Origin of the sequence: Rhodococcus qingshengii JCM 15477 (assembly GCF_023221595.1) — a bacterium.
Taxonomy (GTDB): Bacteria; Actinomycetota; Actinomycetes; order Mycobacteriales; family Mycobacteriaceae; genus Rhodococcus_F; species Rhodococcus_F qingshengii.
In genome coordinates this window covers 908,238-929,867 of the sequence record NZ_CP096563.1, presented here as the reverse complement: position 1 = coordinate 929,867, position 21,630 = coordinate 908,238, and the positions used below count along the sequence as shown (strand labels likewise).

At 62.4% G+C, this 21,630-nt stretch carries 23 protein-coding genes; 17 read left to right on the top strand and 6 right to left on the bottom strand.

Annotation, left to right across the window (positions count from 1 at the left end):
• Positions 1 to 38 precede the first annotated feature (38 nt).
• The 8 genes from M0639_RS04260 to M0639_RS04225 all read left to right on the top strand — a co-directional run bounded on the left by M0639_RS04260 (position 39) and on the right by M0639_RS04225 (position 8,432).
• The gene (locus M0639_RS04260; protein ID WP_007734186.1) at positions 39 to 1,580 is read left to right on the top strand and encodes a FadD3 family acyl-CoA ligase; all 1,542 of its coding nucleotides are present in this window, start codon (positions 39 to 41) and stop codon (positions 1,578 to 1,580) included.
• A complete protein-coding gene (locus tag M0639_RS04255; protein ID WP_054188068.1) occupies positions 1,577 to 2,449 on the top strand; it encodes an enoyl-CoA hydratase in 873 nt (290 codons plus the stop codon). Before M0639_RS04260 ends, M0639_RS04255 begins: the two co-directional genes overlap by 4 nt.
• A complete protein-coding gene (locus M0639_RS04250; protein WP_064075166.1) occupies positions 2,449 to 3,609 on the top strand; it encodes an acyl-CoA dehydrogenase family protein in 1,161 nt (386 codons plus the stop codon). Before M0639_RS04255 ends, M0639_RS04250 begins: the two co-directional genes overlap by 1 nt.
• Positions 3,606 to 4,571, top strand: a complete 966-nt coding sequence (locus tag M0639_RS04245; RefSeq protein WP_007734178.1) for an acyl-CoA dehydrogenase family protein — start codon at positions 3,606 to 3,608, stop codon at positions 4,569 to 4,571. The genes M0639_RS04250 and M0639_RS04245 overlap by 4 nt, the downstream gene beginning before the upstream one ends.
• Positions 4,568 to 5,620, top strand: a complete 1,053-nt coding sequence (locus tag M0639_RS04240; RefSeq protein WP_064075165.1) for an acyl-CoA dehydrogenase family protein — start codon at positions 4,568 to 4,570, stop codon at positions 5,618 to 5,620. The genes M0639_RS04245 and M0639_RS04240 overlap by 4 nt, the downstream gene beginning before the upstream one ends.
• Positions 5,621 to 5,766: 146 nt before the next feature.
• Positions 5,767 to 6,531, top strand: coding sequence for an SDR family NAD(P)-dependent oxidoreductase (locus tag M0639_RS04235; RefSeq protein WP_042449451.1), 765 nt, complete (start codon positions 5,767 to 5,769; stop codon positions 6,529 to 6,531).
• Positions 6,532 to 6,653: 122 nt separating this feature from the next.
• The gene (locus M0639_RS04230) at positions 6,654 to 7,319 is read left to right on the top strand and encodes a hypothetical protein (RefSeq protein ID WP_064075164.1); all 666 of its coding nucleotides are present in this window, start codon (positions 6,654 to 6,656) and stop codon (positions 7,317 to 7,319) included.
• A 225-nt stretch (positions 7,320 to 7,544) separates the two neighbouring features.
• Complete coding sequence (locus tag M0639_RS04225; RefSeq protein ID WP_007734173.1) at positions 7,545 to 8,432, top strand: alpha/beta fold hydrolase; 888 nt, start codon at positions 7,545 to 7,547, stop codon at positions 8,430 to 8,432.
• Between the two features lies 1 nt (position 8,433).
• Here the strand turns inward: M0639_RS04225 and M0639_RS04220 are convergent, their stop codons facing one another.
• Positions 8,434 to 9,252 carry an HAD family hydrolase gene (locus M0639_RS04220; RefSeq protein WP_003945542.1) on the bottom strand — a complete coding sequence of 273 codons (819 nt, stop codon included), beginning with the start codon at positions 9,250 to 9,252 and terminating at the stop codon, positions 8,434 to 8,436.
• Positions 9,253 to 9,314: 62 nt separating this feature from the next.
• Positions 9,315 to 9,785 carry a MarR family winged helix-turn-helix transcriptional regulator gene (locus M0639_RS04215; RefSeq protein WP_064075163.1) on the bottom strand — a complete coding sequence of 157 codons (471 nt, stop codon included), beginning with the start codon at positions 9,783 to 9,785 and terminating at the stop codon, positions 9,315 to 9,317.
• A gap of 111 nt (positions 9,786 to 9,896) precedes the next feature.
• On the opposite strand from M0639_RS04215, the gene M0639_RS04210 reads away from it, so the two are divergent.
• Genes M0639_RS04210 through M0639_RS04200 form a run of 3 tightly spaced genes read left to right on the top strand, consistent with a single transcriptional unit; the run spans position 9,897 to position 12,286 of the window.
• Positions 9,897 to 10,394, top strand: coding sequence for a VOC family protein (locus M0639_RS04210; protein ID WP_007734170.1), 498 nt, complete (start codon positions 9,897 to 9,899; stop codon positions 10,392 to 10,394).
• Positions 10,395 to 10,431: 37 nt separating this feature from the next.
• On the top strand, positions 10,432 to 11,220 hold the full coding sequence (locus M0639_RS04205; RefSeq protein WP_020906267.1) for a pirin family protein: 789 nt from the start codon (positions 10,432 to 10,434) through the stop codon (positions 11,218 to 11,220).
• A 1-nt stretch (position 11,221) separates the two neighbouring features.
• The gene (locus M0639_RS04200; protein WP_064075162.1) at positions 11,222 to 12,286 is read left to right on the top strand and encodes a maleylacetate reductase; all 1,065 of its coding nucleotides are present in this window, start codon (positions 11,222 to 11,224) and stop codon (positions 12,284 to 12,286) included.
• A gap of 7 nt (positions 12,287 to 12,293) precedes the next feature.
• On the opposite strand, the gene M0639_RS04195 is transcribed toward M0639_RS04200, so the two are convergent.
• Positions 12,294 to 12,815 carry an Lrp/AsnC family transcriptional regulator gene (locus tag M0639_RS04195; protein WP_003945867.1) on the bottom strand — a complete coding sequence of 174 codons (522 nt, stop codon included), beginning with the start codon at positions 12,813 to 12,815 and terminating at the stop codon, positions 12,294 to 12,296.
• Between the two features lie 109 nt (positions 12,816 to 12,924).
• Between M0639_RS04195 and ald the strand changes: the two genes are divergently transcribed.
• Entirely contained in the window at positions 12,925 to 14,025 is a 1,101-nt protein-coding gene (gene ald, locus M0639_RS04190) for an alanine dehydrogenase (protein WP_064075161.1), read from the top strand.
• Between the two features lie 53 nt (positions 14,026 to 14,078).
• Entirely contained in the window at positions 14,079 to 14,954 is an 876-nt protein-coding gene (locus M0639_RS04185; RefSeq protein ID WP_007734162.1) for an aldo/keto reductase, read from the top strand.
• On the opposite strand, the gene M0639_RS04180 is transcribed toward M0639_RS04185, so the two are convergent.
• From M0639_RS04180 to M0639_RS04170, 3 genes are all read right to left on the bottom strand, one after another.
• Positions 14,955 to 16,205, bottom strand: coding sequence for an NADH:flavin oxidoreductase/NADH oxidase family protein (locus M0639_RS04180; protein ID WP_064075160.1), 1,251 nt, complete (start codon positions 16,203 to 16,205; stop codon positions 14,955 to 14,957).
• Positions 16,206 to 16,233: 28 nt separating this feature from the next.
• Complete coding sequence (locus M0639_RS04175; protein ID WP_042920475.1) at positions 16,234 to 16,737, bottom strand: SRPBCC family protein; 504 nt, start codon at positions 16,735 to 16,737, stop codon at positions 16,234 to 16,236.
• Between the two features lie 72 nt (positions 16,738 to 16,809).
• Positions 16,810 to 17,385, bottom strand: a complete 576-nt coding sequence (locus M0639_RS04170; RefSeq protein WP_003945856.1) for a TetR/AcrR family transcriptional regulator — start codon at positions 17,383 to 17,385, stop codon at positions 16,810 to 16,812.
• Between the two features lie 85 nt (positions 17,386 to 17,470).
• Here M0639_RS04170 and M0639_RS04165 point away from each other — a divergent pair, with 85 nt between their 5' ends.
• From M0639_RS04165 to M0639_RS04150, 4 genes are all read left to right on the top strand, one after another.
• The gene (locus tag M0639_RS04165; protein WP_003945940.1) at positions 17,471 to 17,929 is read left to right on the top strand and encodes a PaaI family thioesterase; all 459 of its coding nucleotides are present in this window, start codon (positions 17,471 to 17,473) and stop codon (positions 17,927 to 17,929) included.
• A 227-nt stretch (positions 17,930 to 18,156) separates the two neighbouring features.
• Complete coding sequence (locus M0639_RS04160; protein ID WP_003945451.1) at positions 18,157 to 19,458, top strand: TrpB-like pyridoxal phosphate-dependent enzyme; 1,302 nt, start codon at positions 18,157 to 18,159, stop codon at positions 19,456 to 19,458.
• Between the two features lie 142 nt (positions 19,459 to 19,600).
• A complete protein-coding gene (locus tag M0639_RS04155) occupies positions 19,601 to 21,025 on the top strand; it encodes an outer membrane protein assembly factor BamB family protein (protein ID WP_064075159.1) in 1,425 nt (474 codons plus the stop codon).
• A gap of 257 nt (positions 21,026 to 21,282) precedes the next feature.
• A complete protein-coding gene (locus M0639_RS04150; RefSeq protein ID WP_156525074.1) occupies positions 21,283 to 21,600 on the top strand; it encodes a hypothetical protein in 318 nt (105 codons plus the stop codon).
• Positions 21,601 to 21,630 lie beyond the last annotated feature (30 nt).

Below are 21,630 nucleotides of genomic sequence, written 5' to 3'. Positions count from 1 at the left end.
CCAAGCACTTGCTAGGTAGCGTGTCAGGTAGGAGTCCAGTGACCGAACAACCGAGAACCATCCCATCAGCCCTCATCCGGGCCGCCGAGGAGTTCGGTGAGCGCGCGGCTATCGCCGATGGCGACACCCGACTGACCTTCGCACAGCTACATCAGCGCGTCCGCGATTTCGCCGGCGCACTGATCAACCGTGGGGTGAAGGCAGGCGACCGCGTCGTCATCTGGGCGCCCAACACGTACCACTGGGTGATCGCCCTGCTGGGCGCTCAGTACGCCGGCGCAGCCATCATCCCGATCAACACGCGCTACACCGGCACCGAAGCACTCGACATCATCGAGCGCGTCGACGCAGCTGCCCTGGTGGTCGTCGGCACGTTCCTCAAGGCCGACCGGTACCAGCAGTTGCTCGACGCCAATCCGGACCTGAGGATCCCGACCGTCATCCAGGTACCGATCGACGGGGACGACGACCGTGACGGCGTCATCGAGTTCGAGGACTTCCTCGCGCTCGCCACCGACGCCGCCCGCACCGAAGCCGACGCGCGTGCTGCGAAGGTGCAGCCAGACGACGTCAGCGACATCCTCTTCACCTCCGGCACCACGGGGCGCAGCAAGGGCGCGATCACCGCGCATCGTCAGTCCATCGCTGTCGCCAAGTCGTGGGGTGAATGCGCCGAGGTCACCGCCGACGACAACTTCCTCATCATCAGCCCGTTCTTCCACACCTTCGGGTACAAGGCCGGAATCCTGGTCTGCCTGTTGAACGGTGCGACGATCGTGCCGGTGTCCGTCTTCAACATCGACGACACCCTCGCATTGGTCAGCAGCGAGAAGATCAGCATCCTGCCTGGCGCCCCGACGATCTACCAGACCATCCTCGATCATCCCCGCCGCAGCGAATACGACCTGTCCTCGCTCCGCATCGCGATCACGGGCGCAGCACCCGTGCCGGTTGCTCTCGTCGAGCGCATGCAAGCAGAGCTTTTCGACGCCGTCCTCACGGCATACGGTTTGACCGAGGCAGTGGTTGCGACCATGTGCCGCACCGACGACGACCCGGTCACCGTCTCCACCAGTTCCGGCCGCGCGACAGCCGATTTCGAGGTCAAGATCGGCGACCAAGGCGAGATCCTGCTTCGCGGACCGAACGTCATGCTCGGGTACCTCGACGACCCGGAATCCACCGCCAAGGCAATCGACGCCGACGGCTGGCTGCACACCGGAGACGTCGGAACCCTCGACGAGCGCGGATATCTCGACATCACCGACCGTCTGAAAGACATGTACGTCAGCGGCGGATTCAACGTCTACCCCGCCGAGATCGAGGGCATGTTGGCTCGCCTGCCCGGCGTCCACGAGTCTGCTGCCATCGGCATCCCCGATCACCGGATGGGAGAGGTGGGCCGCGTCTACATCGCCCAACTCGACGGTGCCGGCCTCACCGAAGAGTCGGTAATCGCCTTCCTCAAGGAGAAGATCGCAGGCTTCAAGGTGCCCCGCGAGGTGCGCTTCGTAGATCACCTGCCCCGTAACCCTTCGGGCAAGGTCCTCAAAACGGTTCTGCGCGAGGAACAATCATGACCGTTCCCTTCGAAGCCGACGTCGTGACCTACGAGGTTCGTGACTCGGTCGCCGTCGTGACCTTGAATCGACCCGACTACCGCAACGCCCAGAACTCGGTGGTCACGTACGCCCTCGACGCGGCATTCCAGCGCGCCGTCGAAGACGACGACGTGAAGGTGATCGTCCTGGCAGGCAACGGACCTCACTTCAGTGCCGGTCACGACCTGGGAACTCCGGGACGCGACCATCACGTCGAGTACGAGAACAAGGCCACCATGTGGTGGGATCACGTCGACAAGCCAGGCGGTGACCAGCGTTTCGCCCGCGAGATGGAGGTCTACCTGGGCATGTGCCGCCGTTGGCGGGAGATCCCCAAGCCCACCATCGCGATGGTGCAAGGCGCCTGCATTGCCGGCGGGCTCATGCTCGCCTGGGTCTGCGACATGATCGTCGCGGCCGACGACGCCTTCTTCTCCGATCCCGTTGTCCGCATGGGCATCCCCGGCGTCGAATACTTCGCGCACCCGTGGATGGTCGGTTCACGATTCGCCAAGGAAATGCTCTTCACCGGCGATCGGTTCACCGCGCAACGTGCATACGAAATCGGCATGGTGAACCGCGTCGTCGCCCGCAAGCATCTCGAGAAGGAGACGTTCGAGCTCGCCGGACGTATCGCCGAGATGCCGCGCTTCGGACTGGCTTTGACCAAGAAGGCCGTCAATCAGTGCGAGGATCAGATGGGGATGCGCAACGGCATCGACTCCGTCTTCGGTCTGCATCACTTCGCTCACGCTCACAACGCCGAAGTCGGCAAAGACTCGCTTGGTGGTCTCGACGCCAAAGCTATGGCTGCCAGTGCTCGCGCACCGCAGGAAGGAACAAACTAGTGGATCTCGTATTCGACGACGCCACAACCGCATTCCGTGACGAGGTTCGCTCGTTCCTGGAAGCGAATGTGCCCGCGACTCCCCTGAAGTCGATGGATACCGCCGAAGGCTTCGAAGAGCACCGTCAGTGGGAGCACACGCTCGCCGATGCCGGCTACGCCGTCGTCTCCTGGCCCAAGGAACTCGGCGGACGCGATGCGTCCCTGCTCGAATGGGTCATCTTCGAGGAGGAGTACTACCGCTCGGGCGCGCCCGGCCGCGTCAGCCAGAACGGCATCTTCTTGTTGGCTCCCACACTGTTCGAGCATGCAAATGCCGAGCAGTTGGCTCGCATCATGCCGCGCATGGCTCGTGCCGACGACATCTGGGCCCAGGCCTGGTCCGAGCCCGAGTCCGGTTCCGACCTCGCAAGCCTGCGTTCGAGTGCGAAGAAGGTCGACGGCGGCTGGCTGCTCAACGGTCAGAAGACGTGGAGCTCACGCGCGAGTTACGCCGACTGGGGCTTCGGCTTGTTCCGCTCCGATCCGGATGCGCAGCGCCACAGGGGCATCACGTATTTCATGTTCGACCTCCGGTCGAAGGGTGTCACCGTTCGCCCGATCGATCAGCTCGACGGTGAGCCCGGCTTCGCCGAGATCTTCCTCGAAGACGTCTTCGTTCCGGACGACCCGGCCAACCCAGGTGAGTCGGGTGTGATCGGAAACGTCAACGACGGTTGGCGGGTCGCGATGAGCACCGCGAGCAACGAGCGTGGTCTCTCGCTGCGCAGCCCCGGCCGCTTTCTCGCCACCGTCGACCGCCTGCTCGAGCTGTACAAGTCCAGCGGACGCACCGACGACAGCGCTCTGCGCAACCAGGTCGCCGACGCCTGGATCGGCGCTCGCGCTTACCAACTCAACACATTCGGCACCGTCACCCGTCTGGCCGACGGTGGACAGCTCGGCGCCGAGTCCTCGATCAACAAGGTCTTCTGGTCCGAGTGGGATATCGCCACCCACGAGACTGCTCTCGAACTTCAGGGCCCTGAAGCCGAGTTGGCCGACAACTGGATGGACGGATACCTGTTCTCCCTGTCCGGCCCGATCTACGCAGGCACCAACGAGATTCAGAAAAACGTCATCGCTGAGCGTCTGCTCGGCCTACCGAAGGCGGACCGATGAGATTCGCGCTCGACTCCTCCCACCAGGACTTCGCTGCAAGCATCGATGCACTGCTGACCAAGTCCGACATGCCCGCCGTCATCCGTTCGTGGAACGACGGTGACACCGAGCCGGGCAAGAAGCTCTGGCAGCGCCTCGCCGAGACCGGCGTCAACGGTCTCGTCATCTCCGAAGAGCACGACGGACTCGGCGCCGACGCCGTCGACCTGGTCGTTGCGCTCGAACAGCTCGGTCGGCACGCAGTACCCGGACCGGTCGTCGAGACCATCGCCGTGGCGCCGACGCTCCTGGCCTCCGTTGCACCGGAACGTCTCTCTGCTCTCGCCGAGGGTTCGCTGGCAACTGTCGCAGCTCCCCCGCGCACACCGTTCGCGCTCGACGCCGATGCGGTGGATCTGGTTCTGCTCGCGCAGGACGGTGCCGTATCACTCGGTGTCCCTGGCGAAGCCAAGGCATCGGTGGATCTCTCCCGCAAGCTCTACGAGGTTTCCGCCGGCGAATCGCTGGGCTCCGCCGACTTCTCGGCCGCCTTCGACATGGGCGCTCTTGCCACTGCCGCGCAGTTGCAGGGCCTGGGCCAGACACTGCTCGAGGTCACCACCGAATACGCGAAGCAACGCAAGCAGTTCGGCAAGGTCATCGGACAGTTCCAGGCCATGAAGCACCACCTGGCCGAGGTTGCCGTCTCCCTCGAAATGGCTCGCCCCCTGCTGCACGGCGCCGCACTGTCGGTTCGCGATCAGTCGGCCGACGCCTCGCGTGACATCTCTGCGGCCAAGGTCGCGTGCGGGGATGCTGCGTACAAGGCCGCTCGCGTCGGACTCCAGGTTCACGGCGCCATCGGCTACACGATGGAACACGATCTCTCCTTGTGGCTCACCAAGGTACGGGCGCTGCTCACCGCGTGGGGCACACCGTCCGAGCATCGCGCACGCGTCGTCGAAGCGCTGGTTGCATCATGAGCATCGACACCGAAGACCAGGCAGCACTGCGCGCATCGGTACGCGATCTCCTGAGCAAGCATTCCGACTCCGCTGCCGTCCGCGCCGCCATCACCACCGAGATCGGCTACGACGCCGCTTTGTGGAGCAAGCTGTGCGAGCAGATCGGCGTCGCCGCGTTGGCGATTCCGGAGGAGTTCGACGGCGTCGGAGCAGGTTTGGGCGAGGTACACGTGGTCCAGGAGGAATTGGGCCGCACGCTGACCCCGTCACCGATGCTGGGTTCGGCGATTCTTGCCGCACAGGCACTGCTGCTTTCCGGTGACGACGACGCATGCTCACGACTGCTGCCCGGTGTCGCGTCCGGCGAGAGCACGCTGGCCCTGTGCTGGGCAGGTGCCGCGGGTTGGAGCACCTTCGGCGTCGAGGCAACCGAAGACGCGTTGACCGGCACGGCGTCGTACGTCCTCGACGGACACGTCGCAGACACCCTGCTCGTTCTCACGGCCGACGGGTTCTACGAAGTGGATCCAGCGGCCGAAGGCGTCTCCCGCCGACGCGTCCCCACCATGGATCCGACGCGAACGCTGGCGGAGGTCACGTTCTCCGGTGTTCGTGGTCGGCCACTGGAGTGGTCCGAAGATCTGGTCGATCGGATCCGAACCGTCGTTCTGATCGCGTTGTCTGCTGAACAGGTGGGAGCGGCCACAGCGATCGTCGAACAGACCGTGGAATACACCAAGTCGCGCAAGCAGTTCGGTCGCGCGATCGGTTCTTTCCAGGCCCTCAAGCATCGGATGGCCGACATGTACACGTTGGTCGAGACGGCGCGGTCGATGACGTACGCCGCCGTGGCGACGCAGTCGGCGGACGACGCGGCAGTGGCGAAGGTCTACTGCTCGGAAGCCTTGCAGCAGATCACCTCCGAAGCGGTTCAGTTGCACGGCGGAATCGCAATCACCTGGGAGCACGACGCTCAGCTGTACTTCAAGCGCGCACACGGCAGCGCTCAGCTTTTCGGTCAGCCGAGCACCTACCTGCCGAGCCTCGCGCAGGCAGCGGGCCTCTAGGAGACGTCGGTGCTTGTTCGCTCGGGATTGCGCGCGAACAAGCACCACTGGTGCCCAGTCAGTGGAATGCCCAGCAGATTAATAGCTCTGGATCGCGCAGAATCGGTCACCAGACAGCTGTCCATCCCACAGACCGGAGTTTTCTCGTGAATCGATTCGACGACAAGCGCGTCCTCATCAGCGGCGCAGGATCCGGAATCGGCCAGGCCACCGTTGCCCGCATCCTGGCAGAAGGTGGCACCGTCGTCGCCGCCGACATTTCCGAGACCGGCCTCGAACAGACGCTGAACACCGCGAAGGACGCAGGACACTCCGATCGCCTGACCACGGTGAAGGTCGACATCTCCAGCGAAGAGTCTGTTCGCGAACAGGTCGGCGCTGCGATCAAGGCTCTGGGCGGGCTCGACGTGCTGGTCAATGCGGCGGGCATTCTGCGCTCCGCGCACACCCACGAGATGACACTCGATTTCTGGAACACCGTCATCGGGGTCAACCTCACCGGAACATTCCTCATGACGAGGGAGTCCCTGCCGGCACTGCTCGAAAGCGGAGCAGGCGTCGTGGTCAACTTCAGTTCCACATCGGCGACCTTCGCCCACCCGTACATGACGGCATATGCGGCGTCGAAGGGTGGAATCCAATCCTTCACGCACGCACTTGCACTCGAGTACAGCAAGCAGGGCCTTCGCGCCGTGGCCGTCGCACCCGGCAGCATCGCTTCGGGCATGACCTCCGATCCCGGCTTCCCGGCCGACATCGACTTCACGCTGCTCGGCAAGCTGGCCCCGGCAATCGGTGAGGGTTTCGCTCCCCCGTCCGCGGTCGCCGGCGTGATCGCGATGCTCGCTTCCGAGGACGGCTCGTTTGTCACCGGAACGGAAATCCGCATCGACGGCGGCACGCATATGTGACCACTTGCTGTGCGCCTTTATTAACCCCCGGCGGTTAATAAAGGCGCACAGCAGCGAGGCGGCATACTTATCTCGTCGCCCGGAACCGGTCCGGCGGTACGACGTGCGGTGGGGAGCCAGCGGTGAGCGAGTCAACAGGCACTACGAACCTCGAGCCCGTGCTGATCAGTCCCGTCGTCGGCGGAAAGATCCGCACCTGGTCCGAGGACGAGACCCGCTTGTGGAGCGTCGACGATCCCGCGGCGCTCGGCGCACTGTTGGGACGCGGTCTCGTAGCCCGTACGACCCTGCCGGACAACAAGTTCCGAGAGGTTGCGTTTCTGGATACCCAGACCCAGGCCCTCACTGTGCAGCCGCGCTTCGCTTCCCCTGACAGCACTGCACTTGCCGCACCGTTCAAGCTCACCGAGGCGTCGGCCCCGACGTCCGACGCTTGGGAAGATCTCGAATCGGTACTCGCGTCGGTCGCGATCTCCGCTGCTGGACGTGGCGAATTCTGGCTCGCGGAACTCGGCGGGTGGGATTCTCCGCACGAGCCGAACTGCCTCTTCACGACCGTCGACGAATCGGGACTGGCCAACGCGGTCATGGAGGCCACCCCCGCGCCCGCCGGAACCGGCGTCTGGCCGGAGGTTCCGAGCGGACAAACCGGCGTTTCCGTTTCGGCACCAGCCTCACAGGACACCATCGAGGCTGCCGGAATCTTCGCGGTATCAGCGATCGAGACGTGGGGCGTCACACCGTGGGACATCAACCTCACTTTCGGCAAACTGGTCGATTTCGCCTGATCAGCGGCGCCGACACGCGGCGGTGAGTTGTACGTCTCCCCTCAGCCGACGGCTCACGGTTCGTCACAACACGCCCGATGGCGACGACATCGGGCCCCTCGGTGGGCATACTGAGGGAACTGGGGTTACTCCCGGTCACAAATACCCGTGGATCCGCGTCGGGGCGGGTGCGGTCCGACAACACGCGAGCAGCCACAGACACTGGCGGCTCCGAAAGGTTCAATCATGGCAACCGACCAATTACAGACGGTTGTATTGCACGGCGACCAGCTCAAGTACGTCGACCAAGGCAGTGGCCCCGTTGTGGTGCTCATTCACGGCCTACTGGGCGCGCACTCCAATTGGGAGCCGCAGATCGAGACGCTCTCGCGTCATTACCGCGTGATCGCCCCTGATCTCTTCGGACATGGTGCGTCGGACAAGCCTGCCGGCGACTACTCACTCAGCGCTCACGCCGCCACTGTGCGTGACCTCCTCGAGGCCCTCGACATTCCGTCGGCCACCCTCGTCGGCCACTCCCTCGGTGGTGGGATCGCGATGCAGACACTGTATCTCTTCCCCGAGCGTGTGGAGCGGCTGTGCCTGGTAGCCAGCGGCGGACTCGGCCCCGAGGTGAGCCCACTCCTGCGTGCAGCAACTCTGCCCGGCAGCGAACTGGTACTTCCCGTCCTCGCGTCCCGGACGCTGACCGACGTGACAGACAAAGCGCTCGGACTTTTCAACAAGATCGGCCTGTTCAAGCTCGGTGCCAGCGCGAGTGAGGCCCGTAAGAGCTTTGCTTCGGTGTCGGACGCGTCGACGCGTCAGGCATTTCTGGCGACGGCACGATCGGTCATCAATTACAACGGTCAAACCGTCAATGCCACTCCGCATTTCGCCAACTTCAAGAATCTGCAGGCACTACTGGTGTGGGGTGAGGAAGACACCATCATCCCCAACGCCCACACCGAGAACGCTCGCGCCGAACTACCGCTGGGGCGGGTGGAGATCTTCAAGCGCGCCGGACATTTCCCGCACCTTGACTACCCGGATCGCTTCGACCGTGTCTTCTCCGAATTCATGACGGACTGCGGAGTCGGTATCGGCACCGGACCCAAGGCCGTCAGCAGCTGAACTAGCTCCCCGCAACCAGCTCTTCGAGGTAGCTCGCCACCCCGTCCTCGTCGTTCGTGGGCAAAATTCGGTCGGCGAGCTCGATGACCTCGGCTCTGGCGTTGGCGGGCGCCAGAGCCGTTCCGGCCCAGGTCAGCATGGCAACGTCGTTGAAGGCGTCACCGGCCGCGGCCACTTCCGACGCGTCGATGCCGTCGATCGCGCACAACTGCGCGAGAGCGCTGGCCTTCGAGACGCCCGCCGCTGCCATTTCCATGTACGGGGCCCCGGAGTGGGTCAACTCCACACCCTCGATACCCGCAGCGACCGCTGTTCGGTACAGGTCGGCGCTGGGAACCTCGGCATGCCGGGCCACGATCTTGACCATCGGCTCCACGTCCAGCGGCAGCGTATCGGCGAGCACCATCTCGTGCAGGTGCCGGTGATGGTCCGCGAACTCGCACAGAGCGGCATACTCCGGCTCGGCAAAGAACTGCGTGGGTCCGACGTTCGCGAACACTACGCCAGGAATCAGAGCACGAACCTGCTCCATAGCTGTTGCAGCCAAAGATGTTTCGATCGAAACGGTGTCGACGATCTCCGGAGTCCCGTCCGCCAGGTCGAGAATGACAGCTCCGTTGGCACACACAGCTTTACCGCGAAATCCGCACGAGCTCGCCAACGTGTGTACCGAATGCCTGGCCCGGGCCGTCGCCCACACAACTTCGATCCCCGCGAGCCGCGCGTTCTCCATGGCCTGCGCGGTGCGCGCCGAAATCGTTCGGTCGGAGCGCAGCAGGGTGCCGTCGAGGTCGGTTGCGAACATACGAATACGGGTCACCAGACAATGATGGCAGTCCGTTCGCAGCCCTCACCAACTACGTGACATGGGCCGTTGCTCTGTCAATTACTTACTTGGGCCTCGAGAAGGTGCCGACGCATCTCACCGAAGACCACACCCAGCCGCTCGACATCTCGCGGGCTCAGCAGGTCGAACATGCTCTCCCGTACAGCAGCCACGTGCGCCGGGCTTGCCGACGCCAATTTCTCGGCACCCGAGTCGGTCAGCTCCGCATTAGCGCCCCTCTTGTCGTCGACACACTCGACCCGGCGCACCCACCCGGCACCGACCAGCCGATTGACGGCCCTGGTCACACCACTTCGGGTCGCCATCACAGCATCGGCGAGCTCACTCATGCGCAGTTGCCGCCCAGGCGCTTCGGATAGAGCAACCAACAGTTCGAAGTCCGTGAACGAAATGTCGGAGTCTCGCACCAACTGCTGATCGAGAACACGCTGGAGCAGTCGGGTCGAGTCCAGGTAAGCCCGCCAGGCCGTTTGCTCCGAGTCGCTCAACCACCGCGTCGATTCCATGACACCAGCATATCCGAAGTAGTTGACAACGAAATCAAATGATCTATTCTCAATGTAGTTGATCAGTCAACTACCTGTTCGAAGAGAAGGTTCAACCGAGAGGCGGGCGCTATGAGCGACAACAACGCAGTGCAGTTCGAGGAACGCCGGGCCGAGATCAGGGATCGACATCTGCTCCCCGCCGACAAACGACCCGCATCGACCGCACGCGGCCTGCACCATACGGCCCTGATCAGCAGCGACGTCGAACGAACCGTGAAGTTCTATCAAGATCTCCTCGGCTTCCCTCTCACCGAGCTGATCGAGAACCGCGACTATCCCGGGTCTTCGCACTTCTTCTTCGACATCGGCAACGGGAACCTCCTGGCCTTCTTCGATTTCCCGGGACTCGACGTGGGCCCGTACCAAGAAGTACTCGGCGGCCTCCACCACATCGCGATCAGCGTCGAACCTGCCAAGTGGGCGAAGCTACGTACCAGACTGACCGAGGCCGGCGTCGAACTGATCGAGCACAGTGAGGTTTCGCTGTACTTCCGCGATCCCGACGGCGCTCGACTCGAACTGATCGCAGACCCACTCGGTGAGATGTACGGCAATCACGTCCTCTGAAAACTTGCTCTCCCCCATACCATTCGGAAGGCACACCATGACCTCCACTCTGTCTCAGCCGAACCTCGATATCCGTCGATCCGGGGATCGCTTCAAGTCCAATGCCGGCTGGCTGGACTCGAAGCACTCGTTCTCGTTCAGCAATCACTACGACCCGAAGAACACTCACCACGGTCTTCTCCTGGTCAACAACGACGACATCGTCACGCCCGGAATGGGATTCGACACCCACCCGCACCAGGACATGGAGATCGTCACCTGGGTACTGAGAGGTTCTCTCGTACATCAGGATTCGATGGGGCATTCGGGCGTCATCTACCCCGGTCTCGCCCAGCGGATGAGCGCTGGAACGGGAATCCTGCATTCGGAGAAGAACGATTCGTGGCGACTCGGTGACGTGGCGGGTGCGCATTCCGACAAGCACAGCGACCCGGTTCACTTCATCCAGATGTGGGTCGTCCCCGACGAGGCCGGAATCACGCCCGGATACGAGCAGTTGGAGATCGACGCCGAATTGCTTGCCGGTGGACTGGTTCCCGTCGCGTCGGGCATGGACGCGTACGCCGATCACTCGGCAATCCGGATCAAGAACAAGTACGCCGCGATGCACGTTGCGCGTCTGCAACCCGGACAGCCCGTGACCCTGCCCGACGCACCGTTCCTGCACGTTTTTGTCGCCGACGGTCAGGCCGCCATGGAAGGCGTCGGAGTGCTCGAACAAGGTGACGCGGTACGCGTGTCCGGCGGCGGAGGTCAGCAGCTCAGCTCCGATACCGGGGCAGAGGTCATCGTCTGGGAAATGCACGCCACCGTTTCGCAGGGATGACATGAAGCCCTTCTCGTACGACGCTTCACCGGCTCGAATTGTCTTCGGCCAAGGGATGATCGATACGATCGCCGAAGAAGTGCGGCGGCTCGGCCGTAGCCGAGTGATGGTGCTGGCAAGTCGTCGACTCGACGCGGTTGCCGCCGCCGTGACCGAATCTCTCGGCGACATGGCGGTGGCCCGCTTCGACGGCGCTGTGATGCATACTCCGATCGAAGTCACGACAGCCGCGCTGAGACTTGCCGAGAACCATCACGTCGACACGGTCGTGGCGATCGGCGGCGGTTCGGCAACCGGGTTGTCCAAGGCATTGGCACTACGAGCGGGGTTCGATCAGATCGTCGTTCCGACAACGTACGCGGGATCAGAAGTCACTCCGGTGTTGGGTGAAACAGAGAACGGACGCAAGACAACTCGCTCCTCTCCCCACATCAGACCGGAAACCGTCATCTACGACGTCGACCTCACTCTCGATCTGCCGCTGGATACCACCGTCACCAGTGCCGTCAACGCGATGGCGCATGCGGTTGAAGCGTTGTACTCCACCGAGTCCAACCCGATCACGGACTTGATGGCGATCGAGGCGATCTCCGGGATCGCCCGTGCGCTGCCGAGCATTGTCGATGATCCGAAAAATCTGGAAGGTAGGGCCGAACTACTGCAAGCAGCCTGGTTAGCCGGAACCTGCTTGGGCACGGTCGGTATGGGGCTTCATCACAAGTTGTGCCACACCCTCGGTGGCAGCTTCGGTTTGCCGCATGCTCCCACCCACACCGTTGTCCTCCCCCACGCGATGGCATTCAACGCGCCTGCTGTCCCGGATGTGATGTCGCGAATAGCGACTGCTCTGGGCGCATCCGATGCCGCTACCGGCGTTTTCGACCTCGTCACCGCGTGCGGCGGACCGACCACTCTGCGAGAACTGGGAATGAGTCACGATCAAATCGAAAATGCAGTTGAACTCGCCACCTCCGCCGCGTATCCGAATCCGCGTGAGATCACCCCGCCGGGCCTGAGCGAACTCCTCGAGAACGCCTGGTCCGGGCGTCGACCCGCCATCAGGTGAGAACTAATCAGGCAGTACCGCCTCGAGGCCTGACGTGTTCGAAGATCAGAATCGTCTCGGTCGCAGCAACCGCTGGATGTGCCGAGAGATTGTTGACGACGAAGTCACGCAACTGCGCCGAATCCGTCGTTGCGACGTGCAGCATGTAGTCGTCGACACCGGCAACGAAGTACACGTTGAGCACCGAGTCCAGCTTGGCGAAATCGTCGCCGAGCCGGTTGAGGTGCGACCGTGCGTTGGCCTGCAGTCGAACTGCGATCATCGCCTGCAGATCCATTCCGAGAGCGGCGGGGTCGATGTCCGCGTGAAATCCCCTGATCACGCCGTTGTCCACCAAGGCGCGCACACGGCCGAGGCATGTCGACGGCGCAATTCCCGCGATCGCAGCCAGCGCATTGTTCGGAATCCTCGCGTCTTTCGCCAGCTCTTCGAGCAGAACCCGGTCGATCTCGTCCAACTTCATTGCTGCCCGAACATGCTTCGGCGAGGCGGCCGTCTGAATACCGATTTTTGAACTTTCGCGCACCATGAATACAGCCTAGAGAATTATCTTCACTTCTCTTCACTATCTGGCGACGAAACTTCATGCTTGGCACCTGCCATTCGAAGAAACAACAGACTCAGTTCGGAGCCGTGTCATGAAGGTCGGAATCCCCCGCGAGATCAAAAACCACGAGTACCGCGTGGCCATCAGCCCAGCAGGCGTCCACGAACTGGTCGGCCGAGGGCACGAGGTCGTCATCGAAACGGGTGCAGGCGTCGGCTCCTCGTTCAGTGACGAGGATTTCAAGGCCGCGGGCGCGCAGATCCTCGGATCTGCCGATCAGGTCTGGACGGACGCAGATCTACTCCTGAAGGTCAAAGAACCTATTGCAGAAGAGTATTCGCGACTCCGTAAGCATCAGGTGCTCTTCACCTACCTGCACCTGGCGGCGTCGAAGGAATGCACCGACGCGCTCCTGACGTCGAAGACCACCTCCATCGCCTACGAAACAGTTGTCGGTTCCGACGGTTCACTGCCCCTCCTCGCCCCGATGAGTGAAGTAGCCGGACGCCTGGCACCGCAGGCGGGCGCCTATCACTTGATGCGTCACGGCGGCGGACGCGGAGTGCTGATGGGCGGCGTACCCGGAGTGCGCCCCGCCAAGGTCGTGGTGATCGGTGCGGGAGTCTCCGGTAAGAACGCCATCGCCGTGGCCTACGGCATGCAGGCCGACGTCACCGTTCTCGATCTGTCGATCGCTCGCCTGCGGGAAATCGACGAGCTGTACCACGGCCAGGTCAAGACCATCACGTCCAACAGCCTCGAACTCGAACAGGCTGTACTCGACGCCGACCTCGTCATCGGCGCGGTGCTGGTCCCCGGGGCGAAGGCGCCGACTCTCGTCTCCAACAGCCTGGTGGCGCGTATGAAGCCGGGTTCTGTCCTGGTCGACATCGCCATCGACCAGGGAGGCTGCTTCGAGGATTCACACGCGACCACGCACGCCGATCCGACGTACCAGGTTCACGGTTCGGTCTTCTACTGCGTTGCGAACATGCCCGGAGCCGTCCCCCGTACGTCCACCTACGCACTCACCAACGCGACGCTTCCGTACGTCGTCGCATTGGCAGACAAGGGGTGGAAGGACGCGGTCGCGACAGTTCCCGGCCTGGGGTCAGGTCTGAGCACACACGACGGCCTGCTCCTGTCCGACAGTGTTGCAGCGGCGCATGGGTACTCGGCTACCACTCTCTGACCCAGGCAGCTCTGACCCAGGCAAGGACAGCTCGAGATCGCTAGCCTTGATCCATGAGCATTCCTGACATCACGCTGAATTCCGGAACCACGATCCCGCAACTCGGCCTCGGAGTCTGGCAGGCCACCAACGACGAAACCGAGCATGCAGTACGGTTCGCACTCGACGAGGCCGGCTACCGGCACATCGACACCGCTGCCGCCTACGGAAACGAAGAGGGCGTCGGACGAGGTATCGCCAACTCGTCCGTCGCGCGAGAGGACATCTTCCTCACCACGAAGCTGTGGAATGCGGATCAGGGCTACGAGCCGGCGTTGAAGGCTTTCGACACCAGCATCGACAAGCTGGGCGTCGACTACGTCGATCTCTACCTCATCCACTGGCCTCTGCAGGACAACGACCGACTCCTCCGCACGTGGGACGCACTCGAAAAGATCGCGGAATCGGGCCGCGCCAAGGCAATCGGGGTGTGCAACTTCGAGCCGCATCATCTGCAGCTTCTCGTCGAACGCGGTGGATTGTTGCCCGCAGTCGATCAGGTGGAACTGCACCCGCACCTCACGCAGCACGCCATTCGCGACAAGGCCGCCGAGCACGGGATCAAGGTCGAATCGTGGAGCCCACTCGGCGGTACCAGTAACGCAGGTTGGGGTAAGGCGTCCAAGCCCAACACCCTGCTCACCGACCCGATCATCACTCGAATCGGTGACCGCCACAGCAAGACTGCCGCGCAGGTCCTGATCCGTTGGCACCTTCAGAACGGCCTGATCGTCATCCCGAAATCCGTACACGATGCTCGAATCGCTCAGAACATCGACGTATTCGACTTCGAACTCACCGATCTCGACCTGAGCGAAATCGATACGCTCGACGACGGTACCCGCGTCGGCGCGCATCCCGATGAACTCAACATCGGTGCACCGAACTGATCAAGCCGCTCGTTTGGTGGGGCGAAGCGCATCGAATCCGTTTCGCCTCACCATCGTTCCGAGGGTCTTCCACCACGGCCGAGCCGGATCCGGCTCGCTTCCGTCGCCCATCCGGTGCAGCTGATCGGTATGCCACTGCAGGTCGAGTGCACCGTCGAGCATCGAGATGTCGGCAACCTTCCCCAACAACTTCCGCGCTCCGAACTCAACAGTCGGCACGGTCAATCGTTCCCGATCCGATTCCAGGAGAACGGTTGCCGCGTCGGGGATCGTGATCGTCGGCCGGCCGAGGCCGATCACGTCGCACGCGTCGGAAGCCAGTGCCTCGACCATCGCCGATCGCGAGCGGAAGCCGCCGGTGACCGCCAAGGGAATGTCGCCGGCAATCGCTCGGACTGTCTCGGCGTACTCGAGGAAATATGCCTCTCGATCGCGAGTGCTCTGCTTCTGCGCTTTACCCATCATGGCCGGCGATTCATAACTGCCACCGCTGATCTCGATGAGATCCACCGACTCTTCGGTCAACGCGCGCACTACTTCTCGCGACTCGTCTTCCGAGAATCCACCTCGTTGGAAATCAGCCGAGTTGAGCTTGACCGAGACCGCGAATCCCGGAGCAACGGCAGAGCGTATGCGCCGAACGATCTCGATCAGAAAGCGTCGTCGACGCTCAGGATCTCCACCCCACTCGTCCGTCCGCTGATTGGACAAGGGCGAAAGGAACTGCGCAACAAGATAACCGTGCGCTGCGTGTATCTGCACGCCCCCGAAGCCGGAGGACTCGGCGACGCGAGCGGTTTCCGCGAACTTGTCGATGATCTCGTCGATCTCAGCGGTCGAGAGTTCTCGCGGCGTCGCCATTCCCGGAATCTTCAGCGCGATCGCGCTCGGGGCGACCGGTCTACCTCTGCTGGCAATCGGGTTGGATTGCCGCCCTGGGTGGTTCAGCTGCATCCAGATCTCGGCGCCGCCGTTCTTGGCGGTCTTGGCCCAGGCAGTCAGTGCTTCGGCATCACGATCGTCGTCGACGACGACATTACCCGGTTCGGCGATCTGCGATCGATCGACCATGACATTGCCGGTGATCAGCAAACCGAACCCGCCACTGCCCCAACGACCGTACAGCGTTTCCAAGCGAGTGGACGGTCCATGAGTGCGGTCACCCAGAGCCTCGCTGAGCGCAGCTTTCATGGTCCGGTTCCGCAGGATCTGCCCGCAGGGCAAAGTCAACGATTCTCCGAGTGTGGTCATGGATGCCTCTCGTATGAAGGGAAGAAAGTCAATGGCGTGGCGCAGAACCGAAGTGCCGCTTGGTATCGCGCACGAAGCTCGAGAAGATCAGTGAGTTGACCGGTAGCCCGCCACGCACCGCGAGCGACAGCTTCGGACGCGGCGAGAATGCAAAATTCCACTGCAGTCTCGAACCCACTGCGAGCTCGTCGACGCGGTAGTCCTCCGCGAAGGATTGGAACAGCGGAACATTGGACTGTTCGACGTAAAACGAGTGCCGACGCGTTTCGTCGTCCCAGGTGATGAACTTTTCGCGCATCTGCATCGCACCACCGCCCACCTCCGCGATTCGGCGCGTGCCGACGCCGTAGGGGCGCGGCGAGGTGTAGTGCACTTTGGTGAGCAGCCGGCACCACGACAGCGGTTCGTCCGCGGTCAGACCAGCCCAGACGTCATCCGGTTCGGCGGTGAGGTCGATCGAGTACGTGAAGATATGCGGTGCCGTGTCGAAGAAATCGACACCGACCGGTTCGAGGTCGAACCAATGTGTCATCGCCTACTCCTGCCCAATTAGCCGTTACATGAAGTTACGGATACTTGACGACCGAAGTCAACCCCCGAAGGCTCAGCCGGACCAAGCCTCAGAACGAGAGAGCCCCTGCAGTGAAGCGATGACCTGTTCGAGCGGCTCGATACTTCGAGTCGTCTGGCACACCGCCACCGCACCTTCGACCGACGTGATCGTCAGGTTTGCCATCGATTTTGCCTGCACTGCAGGATAACCCGCAGTTTCGAGTTGCGATTCGATCAACTTCTGCCATCCCAGCATGACCTCAGCCGACACTTCCGCGACTTCTGGCTCACTGGCACGCGCCAACCCGCCGGCAATCACCGGGCAGCCGATCGCGAAGTCCGAGCGTGTGAGATTGAGTCGCCAGATGTCTCCGACCGCTTCGATCACGTCGGCCGTGGAACCGGTAGCCGCAGCCGAGCTGATCCGTCTGGTGATGATCGCACCGGCCGCGCGCACGGCTTCGACCATCAACTCGGTCTTACCGCCAGGAAAGTGGTGGTAGATCGACCCACGGGGTGCGCCGCTGTGCTTGATGACGTCGCTGAAGGACGTCGCGTCGACACCGTTGCGGCTGATCAGTTCAACCGCACTGCGAATCATGCGATCACGTGAGCTCAGCTCTGCCATGTCACAGATCCTTCGGCCGTCGGTACACCTGTCGACTCATACGCTACGTTATGTATGACGACCGACATAGTGATGGGATGAAACAATGAGTGACGAGACAACCGCGACCGTCGATCCGGCGCAGATGACAGGCCTCGAACTTCTCCGCTGGATGGGAACCCAGGTCAACGACCGACCCAGCATCGGACGCCTCCTCGGCATGGAGATGCGCGAGGTCAACGAGGGATCCGTCAGCTTCGCCCTGACCCCGCGCGCCGATTTCAGCAACCCGCTCGGCACTGTGCACGGCGGCATCTGCGCAACGCTGCTCGACTCGGTCATGGGCTGCGCGGTACACACGATGCTTCCCGCGGGCGTCGGCTACACGACCCTCGAACTCAAGCTCAACTACATCCGCACTGTGCCTCTCGACGGTGACGAGCTGACAGCCCACGGCAGTGTCATTCACGTGGGCGGGCGCACCGCGACCGCAGAGGGCAAGGTCCTCGACAAGAACGGCAAGTTGGTGGCGCATGGAACCACGACGTGCATGATTTTCCGCTAAGCCCGACGTGAGCAGGGTGCGAGTGCCGATGTACGATCGGCTCGTGACCCTGCTCACTGCGCACCTCTGGTGGCCCGACCGCTGACGGTCAGCCGCAACTGCGTGCTGCCCGGACCGATATCGGGTGGTCCAGCAGGCTCCTCTCAGGATCCCCGATCCGGCAAATGCCGTACGCGTCGTCGCTACGACCGCCAAGATCAGGTACCGAATCCACGAAGGAGAGTTAGTTGACCACCACCCCACTCAACCGTTCGCTCGAGCCTTTGGGCGTCTCCATCCCGTCGAAAGTGCCGACGCACTGGTACAACCTGGCGGCTGACCTCCCCGAGCCTGTTCCCCCGCACCTGCATCCGGGCACTCGTGAGCCGCTCGGCCCCGAGGACTTGGCGCCGCTGTTCCCGATGAACCTCATCGCGCAGGAAGTCGCAACCGAGCGCTACATCGAGATCCCGGAGACGGTTCGCGAGATCTACGGCATGTGGAGGCCCTCTCCCTTGTTCCGCGCGCACCGACTCGAGCGCGCTCTGGGCACACCTGCCCGCATCTACTACAAGTACGAAGGCGTGAGCCCGGTCGGTTCACACAAGCCGAATACTGCTGTCGCGCAGGCTTACTACAACGCAATCGAGGGAACCACCAAGCTCACCACCGAAACCGGTGCGGGACAGTGGGGTGCGTCGCTGTCGTTCGCGGGCGCGCTGCTCGGACTCGACGTCGAGGTATGGCAGGTTCGCTCGTCCTTCGATTCGAAGCCGTACCGACGCATCCAGATGGAGGCGTACGGCGGAATCTGTCACCCGTCGCCTTCGGACCTGACGGAAGCCGGACGCGCACTGTTGAAGTCGCATCCCGACACCACCGGCTCGCTCGGCATGGCCATCAGTGAGGCCGTCGAGGTCGCTGCGCAGGATCCGAACACGCACTACTCACTCGGTAGCGTGCTGAACCACGTCATGCTGCACCAGACCGTGATCGGTCAGGAAGCAATGGTCCAGCTCGAAGAAGCCGGCGACGCCGTCCCCGACACCGTGTTCGGTTGCGCCGGCGGCGGTTCCAACCTCGCCGGACTCACCTTCCCGTTCCTGGGACGAAACCTTCGCGAAGGCACCAAGACTCGTCTGGTCGCCTGCGAGCCGTCGGCATGCCCGTCCCTCACCCAGGGCGAGTACCGCTACGACTTCGGTGACGTCGCCGGCCTGACGCCGCTGCTCAAGATGCACACTCTGGGTAAGGATTTCGTACCGCCGGCCATCCATGCCGGTGGCCTCCGCTACCACGGCATGTCGCCGATGGTCTCGCACGCGGTCAACCTCGGACTCATGGATGCAATTGCCGTCGATCAGGACGACGCACTCCAGGCAGGTCTGATTTTCGCCCGCGCCGAAGGAATCATCCCGGCTCCGGAATCAACCCACGCGGTTGCCGGCGCTATCGCTCACGCCCGTGCCGTCACCGAACCCGAGGTGATCGTGATCGGGCTGTCCGGCAACGGTCAGTTGGATCTTCCGGCGTACTCGCCTTACGTCTGACGCCGTCGGTGTGGTGGTCTCGTGCGTACGAGGCCACCACACTTCGTCACACCGAGCACGTGGGCTCGATCTCGCGATCGACATCGTGCCGGCCGTCCGCGAAACGAACCGATCAGTTTGATCGATCGGTTACGGTCTTTCGATGCAGCTTCGGTTGAAGGAACATTGGAAACTGGTCGCACTCGGACTGGCATTGCTGGTGGCGATCGCGTTCATCGTCGTATCGGTGATCTCCGACTCCAGTGATGCGGCATGGCCGAAGCAGAAGACAGGCGGTCCGATCGTCGAGCAGGGCGTTGTCGACGTGGACCTCTCCGATCCTCCGCAACAAGCCTGGGAACTCGATGTCCGAGCGCTCACGGACAACCCCGGGGACGTGCTGCTGTCGATGCCTTCCACGCTCGATAGCTACTACGGCTACGGCAACACGTACCAAGTCGGTGACGTGCTGGTGGCCGCGACTGCTTATCCACTTCCCATGACCGACGAGTCTTCGTCGAGTCAGGGAGTCGGTGCCGTCACACTCGTCGGGGTGAATCCCGACGACGGAAGTCCGCTGTGGAAAACGCGAATCGGCGGAGTCATCGGCCAGTGCAGTCAGCAGAACGAATCCACGATCATCGCGTGCTGGGGCGATCGACGGATGATCTTTGTCGATACCGCGACCGGAACTCTGATGTCCGACCTCGGAACCGACTTCGATCTCAATGGCGCCACCATCGCCGGAGACACCGTGTACACGTCCGGCGAAAGGATGGACGGAACGGTTCGAACACGAATTCTTGCCAGCGGCACCACAACCAATTTGACTGCCAACTTCGTGCGTACCTTCGAACCAAGTGAGAAGTTCGGAGCCGTCTACACTGTCCCCCACACCGACACTGTCATTGCGATGGAACAGGGCGACGGCGGGGACCCGCAGTACCGCTATCGAATCTACGATCTGCAGTCCGGCGCCGAACGATTCCGATTCGAGGGCGATTCGCTTGTTCCTACCGGGAACGGATTGTTCCTCACCAGTGTCGGCGGCCGGTCGGGATATGCCGGAACCCAAAACCTCTTGGCTTCCGACGGATCCACGATTCGTGCGATACCGATTCCCTCGTACTCATCGTCGTCCTACCCGAGTAAGCCCTCGACGGCGGTGCCGATGTTTCTCGGCGACGGCGCCTACGATCCGGAGTCGGGTGACGAACTCTGGCGCAGTTCACAAATCGTCAACACCGCGACGGCCGGGACAGGAAGCGCCATCGCCGCGGTGGTAGGAAAAACAATCCTCGTCACGTCGCCGGAGACCCGCACAATCTCGGGTCTCGACGTCGAGAGTGGCCGACAACTGTGGCAAACACCCTGGCAAGACGCGTACTGGGTTCGAAGCGGTGCGACTGATGGCGATCACTTCGTCTTCAGCGACTACACCGGCATGCATTCGATCAGGGCTCGCGACGGAAAGATGATGTGGTCGGTCCCCCTTCCGCCAGAGGTCGATCCGCGCGGAGTCGTCGTCTCGAATGCCGGCAAAAACGTGTCGTTCTCCTGGCAAAACCACTTCACCGTTTGGCGATAGGCCGGCAACATCACCGGTTCAGTGTCGTACTGACCAGCCGGCTCAGCAACCAGCAAATGGATAGACATACGGCCTCGATGGCCACAATCCAGTCTGGCGCGTTTGTTCAATTTCGGGGGAACGATCTCGAACAACTGCATGTATCTCCGCGACTCCGACTTCGGAAAGATCAGACCAGACCTGCGGTGAAGGGGTGCATACGAATCGCACCGACTCAGGTATCTGATCCAATCCAACGATAAAGGAGGCCAACGGGAATGGATGCGAAATCCCCTGTTTGCAGTCGGCAACAAATAGTCCAGTTCGCGCGCGAACATCTGCGTACCGGGGGACCGAACTCAGACCAAATTCGTCGTCATTTCGGTTTGCAAAAACGCGCGTTCTTCACGCAGCTCGACACCCATCTGGACGATTCTGCACTTTCAATGCCCGAAAAAGTTGCACTCCGCCGCATCTGCCGACAGGAGGATAGAAGGTGCCCGATCAAACGTATGAACGTATCAGCAGGTCAAGCCAACCCACCCTGGCCGATGTACGACGCGCTTCCTTTCCCACCCCAGAACCATCATGCTTGACGATCGAAAGCCGCCAACTACGTTGAGCCG

What these genes read in the sequence shown, in the direction of transcription:
- M0639_RS04255 (WP_054188068.1), top strand. Translation starts at nt 1,577, where the DNA reads ATGACCGTTCCCTTCGAAGCCGACGTCGTGACCTACGAGGTTCGTGAC.
- M0639_RS04245 (WP_007734178.1), top strand. Translation starts at nt 3,606, where the DNA reads ATGAGATTCGCGCTCGACTCCTCCCACCAGGACTTCGCTGCAAGCATC.
- M0639_RS04240 (WP_064075165.1), top strand. Translation starts at nt 4,568, where the DNA reads ATGAGCATCGACACCGAAGACCAGGCAGCACTGCGCGCATCGGTACGC.
- M0639_RS04225 (WP_007734173.1), top strand. Translation starts at nt 7,545, where the DNA reads ATGGCAACCGACCAATTACAGACGGTTGTATTGCACGGCGACCAGCTC.
- M0639_RS04215 (WP_064075163.1), bottom strand. Translation starts at nt 9,785, where the DNA reads ATGGAATCGACGCGGTGGTTGAGCGACTCGGAGCAAACGGCCTGGCGG.
- M0639_RS04210 (WP_007734170.1), top strand. Translation starts at nt 9,897, where the DNA reads ATGAGCGACAACAACGCAGTGCAGTTCGAGGAACGCCGGGCCGAGATC.
- M0639_RS04205 (WP_020906267.1), top strand. Translation starts at nt 10,432, where the DNA reads ATGACCTCCACTCTGTCTCAGCCGAACCTCGATATCCGTCGATCCGGG.
- M0639_RS04200 (WP_064075162.1), top strand. Translation starts at nt 11,222, where the DNA reads ATGAAGCCCTTCTCGTACGACGCTTCACCGGCTCGAATTGTCTTCGGC.
- M0639_RS04195 (WP_003945867.1), bottom strand. Translation starts at nt 12,815, where the DNA reads ATGGTGCGCGAAAGTTCAAAAATCGGTATTCAGACGGCCGCCTCGCCG.
- ald (WP_064075161.1), top strand. Translation starts at nt 12,925, where the DNA reads ATGAAGGTCGGAATCCCCCGCGAGATCAAAAACCACGAGTACCGCGTG.
- M0639_RS04185 (WP_007734162.1), top strand. Translation starts at nt 14,079, where the DNA reads ATGAGCATTCCTGACATCACGCTGAATTCCGGAACCACGATCCCGCAA.
- M0639_RS04180 (WP_064075160.1), bottom strand. Translation starts at nt 16,205, where the DNA reads ATGACCACACTCGGAGAATCGTTGACTTTGCCCTGCGGGCAGATCCTG.
- M0639_RS04175 (WP_042920475.1), bottom strand. Translation starts at nt 16,737, where the DNA reads ATGACACATTGGTTCGACCTCGAACCGGTCGGTGTCGATTTCTTCGAC.
- M0639_RS04170 (WP_003945856.1), bottom strand. Translation starts at nt 17,385, where the DNA reads ATGGCAGAGCTGAGCTCACGTGATCGCATGATTCGCAGTGCGGTTGAA.
- M0639_RS04165 (WP_003945940.1), top strand. Translation starts at nt 17,471, where the DNA reads ATGAGTGACGAGACAACCGCGACCGTCGATCCGGCGCAGATGACAGGC.
- M0639_RS04155 (WP_064075159.1), top strand. Translation starts at nt 19,601, where the DNA reads ATGCAGCTTCGGTTGAAGGAACATTGGAAACTGGTCGCACTCGGACTG.
- M0639_RS04150 (WP_156525074.1), top strand. Translation starts at nt 21,283, where the DNA reads ATGGATGCGAAATCCCCTGTTTGCAGTCGGCAACAAATAGTCCAGTTC.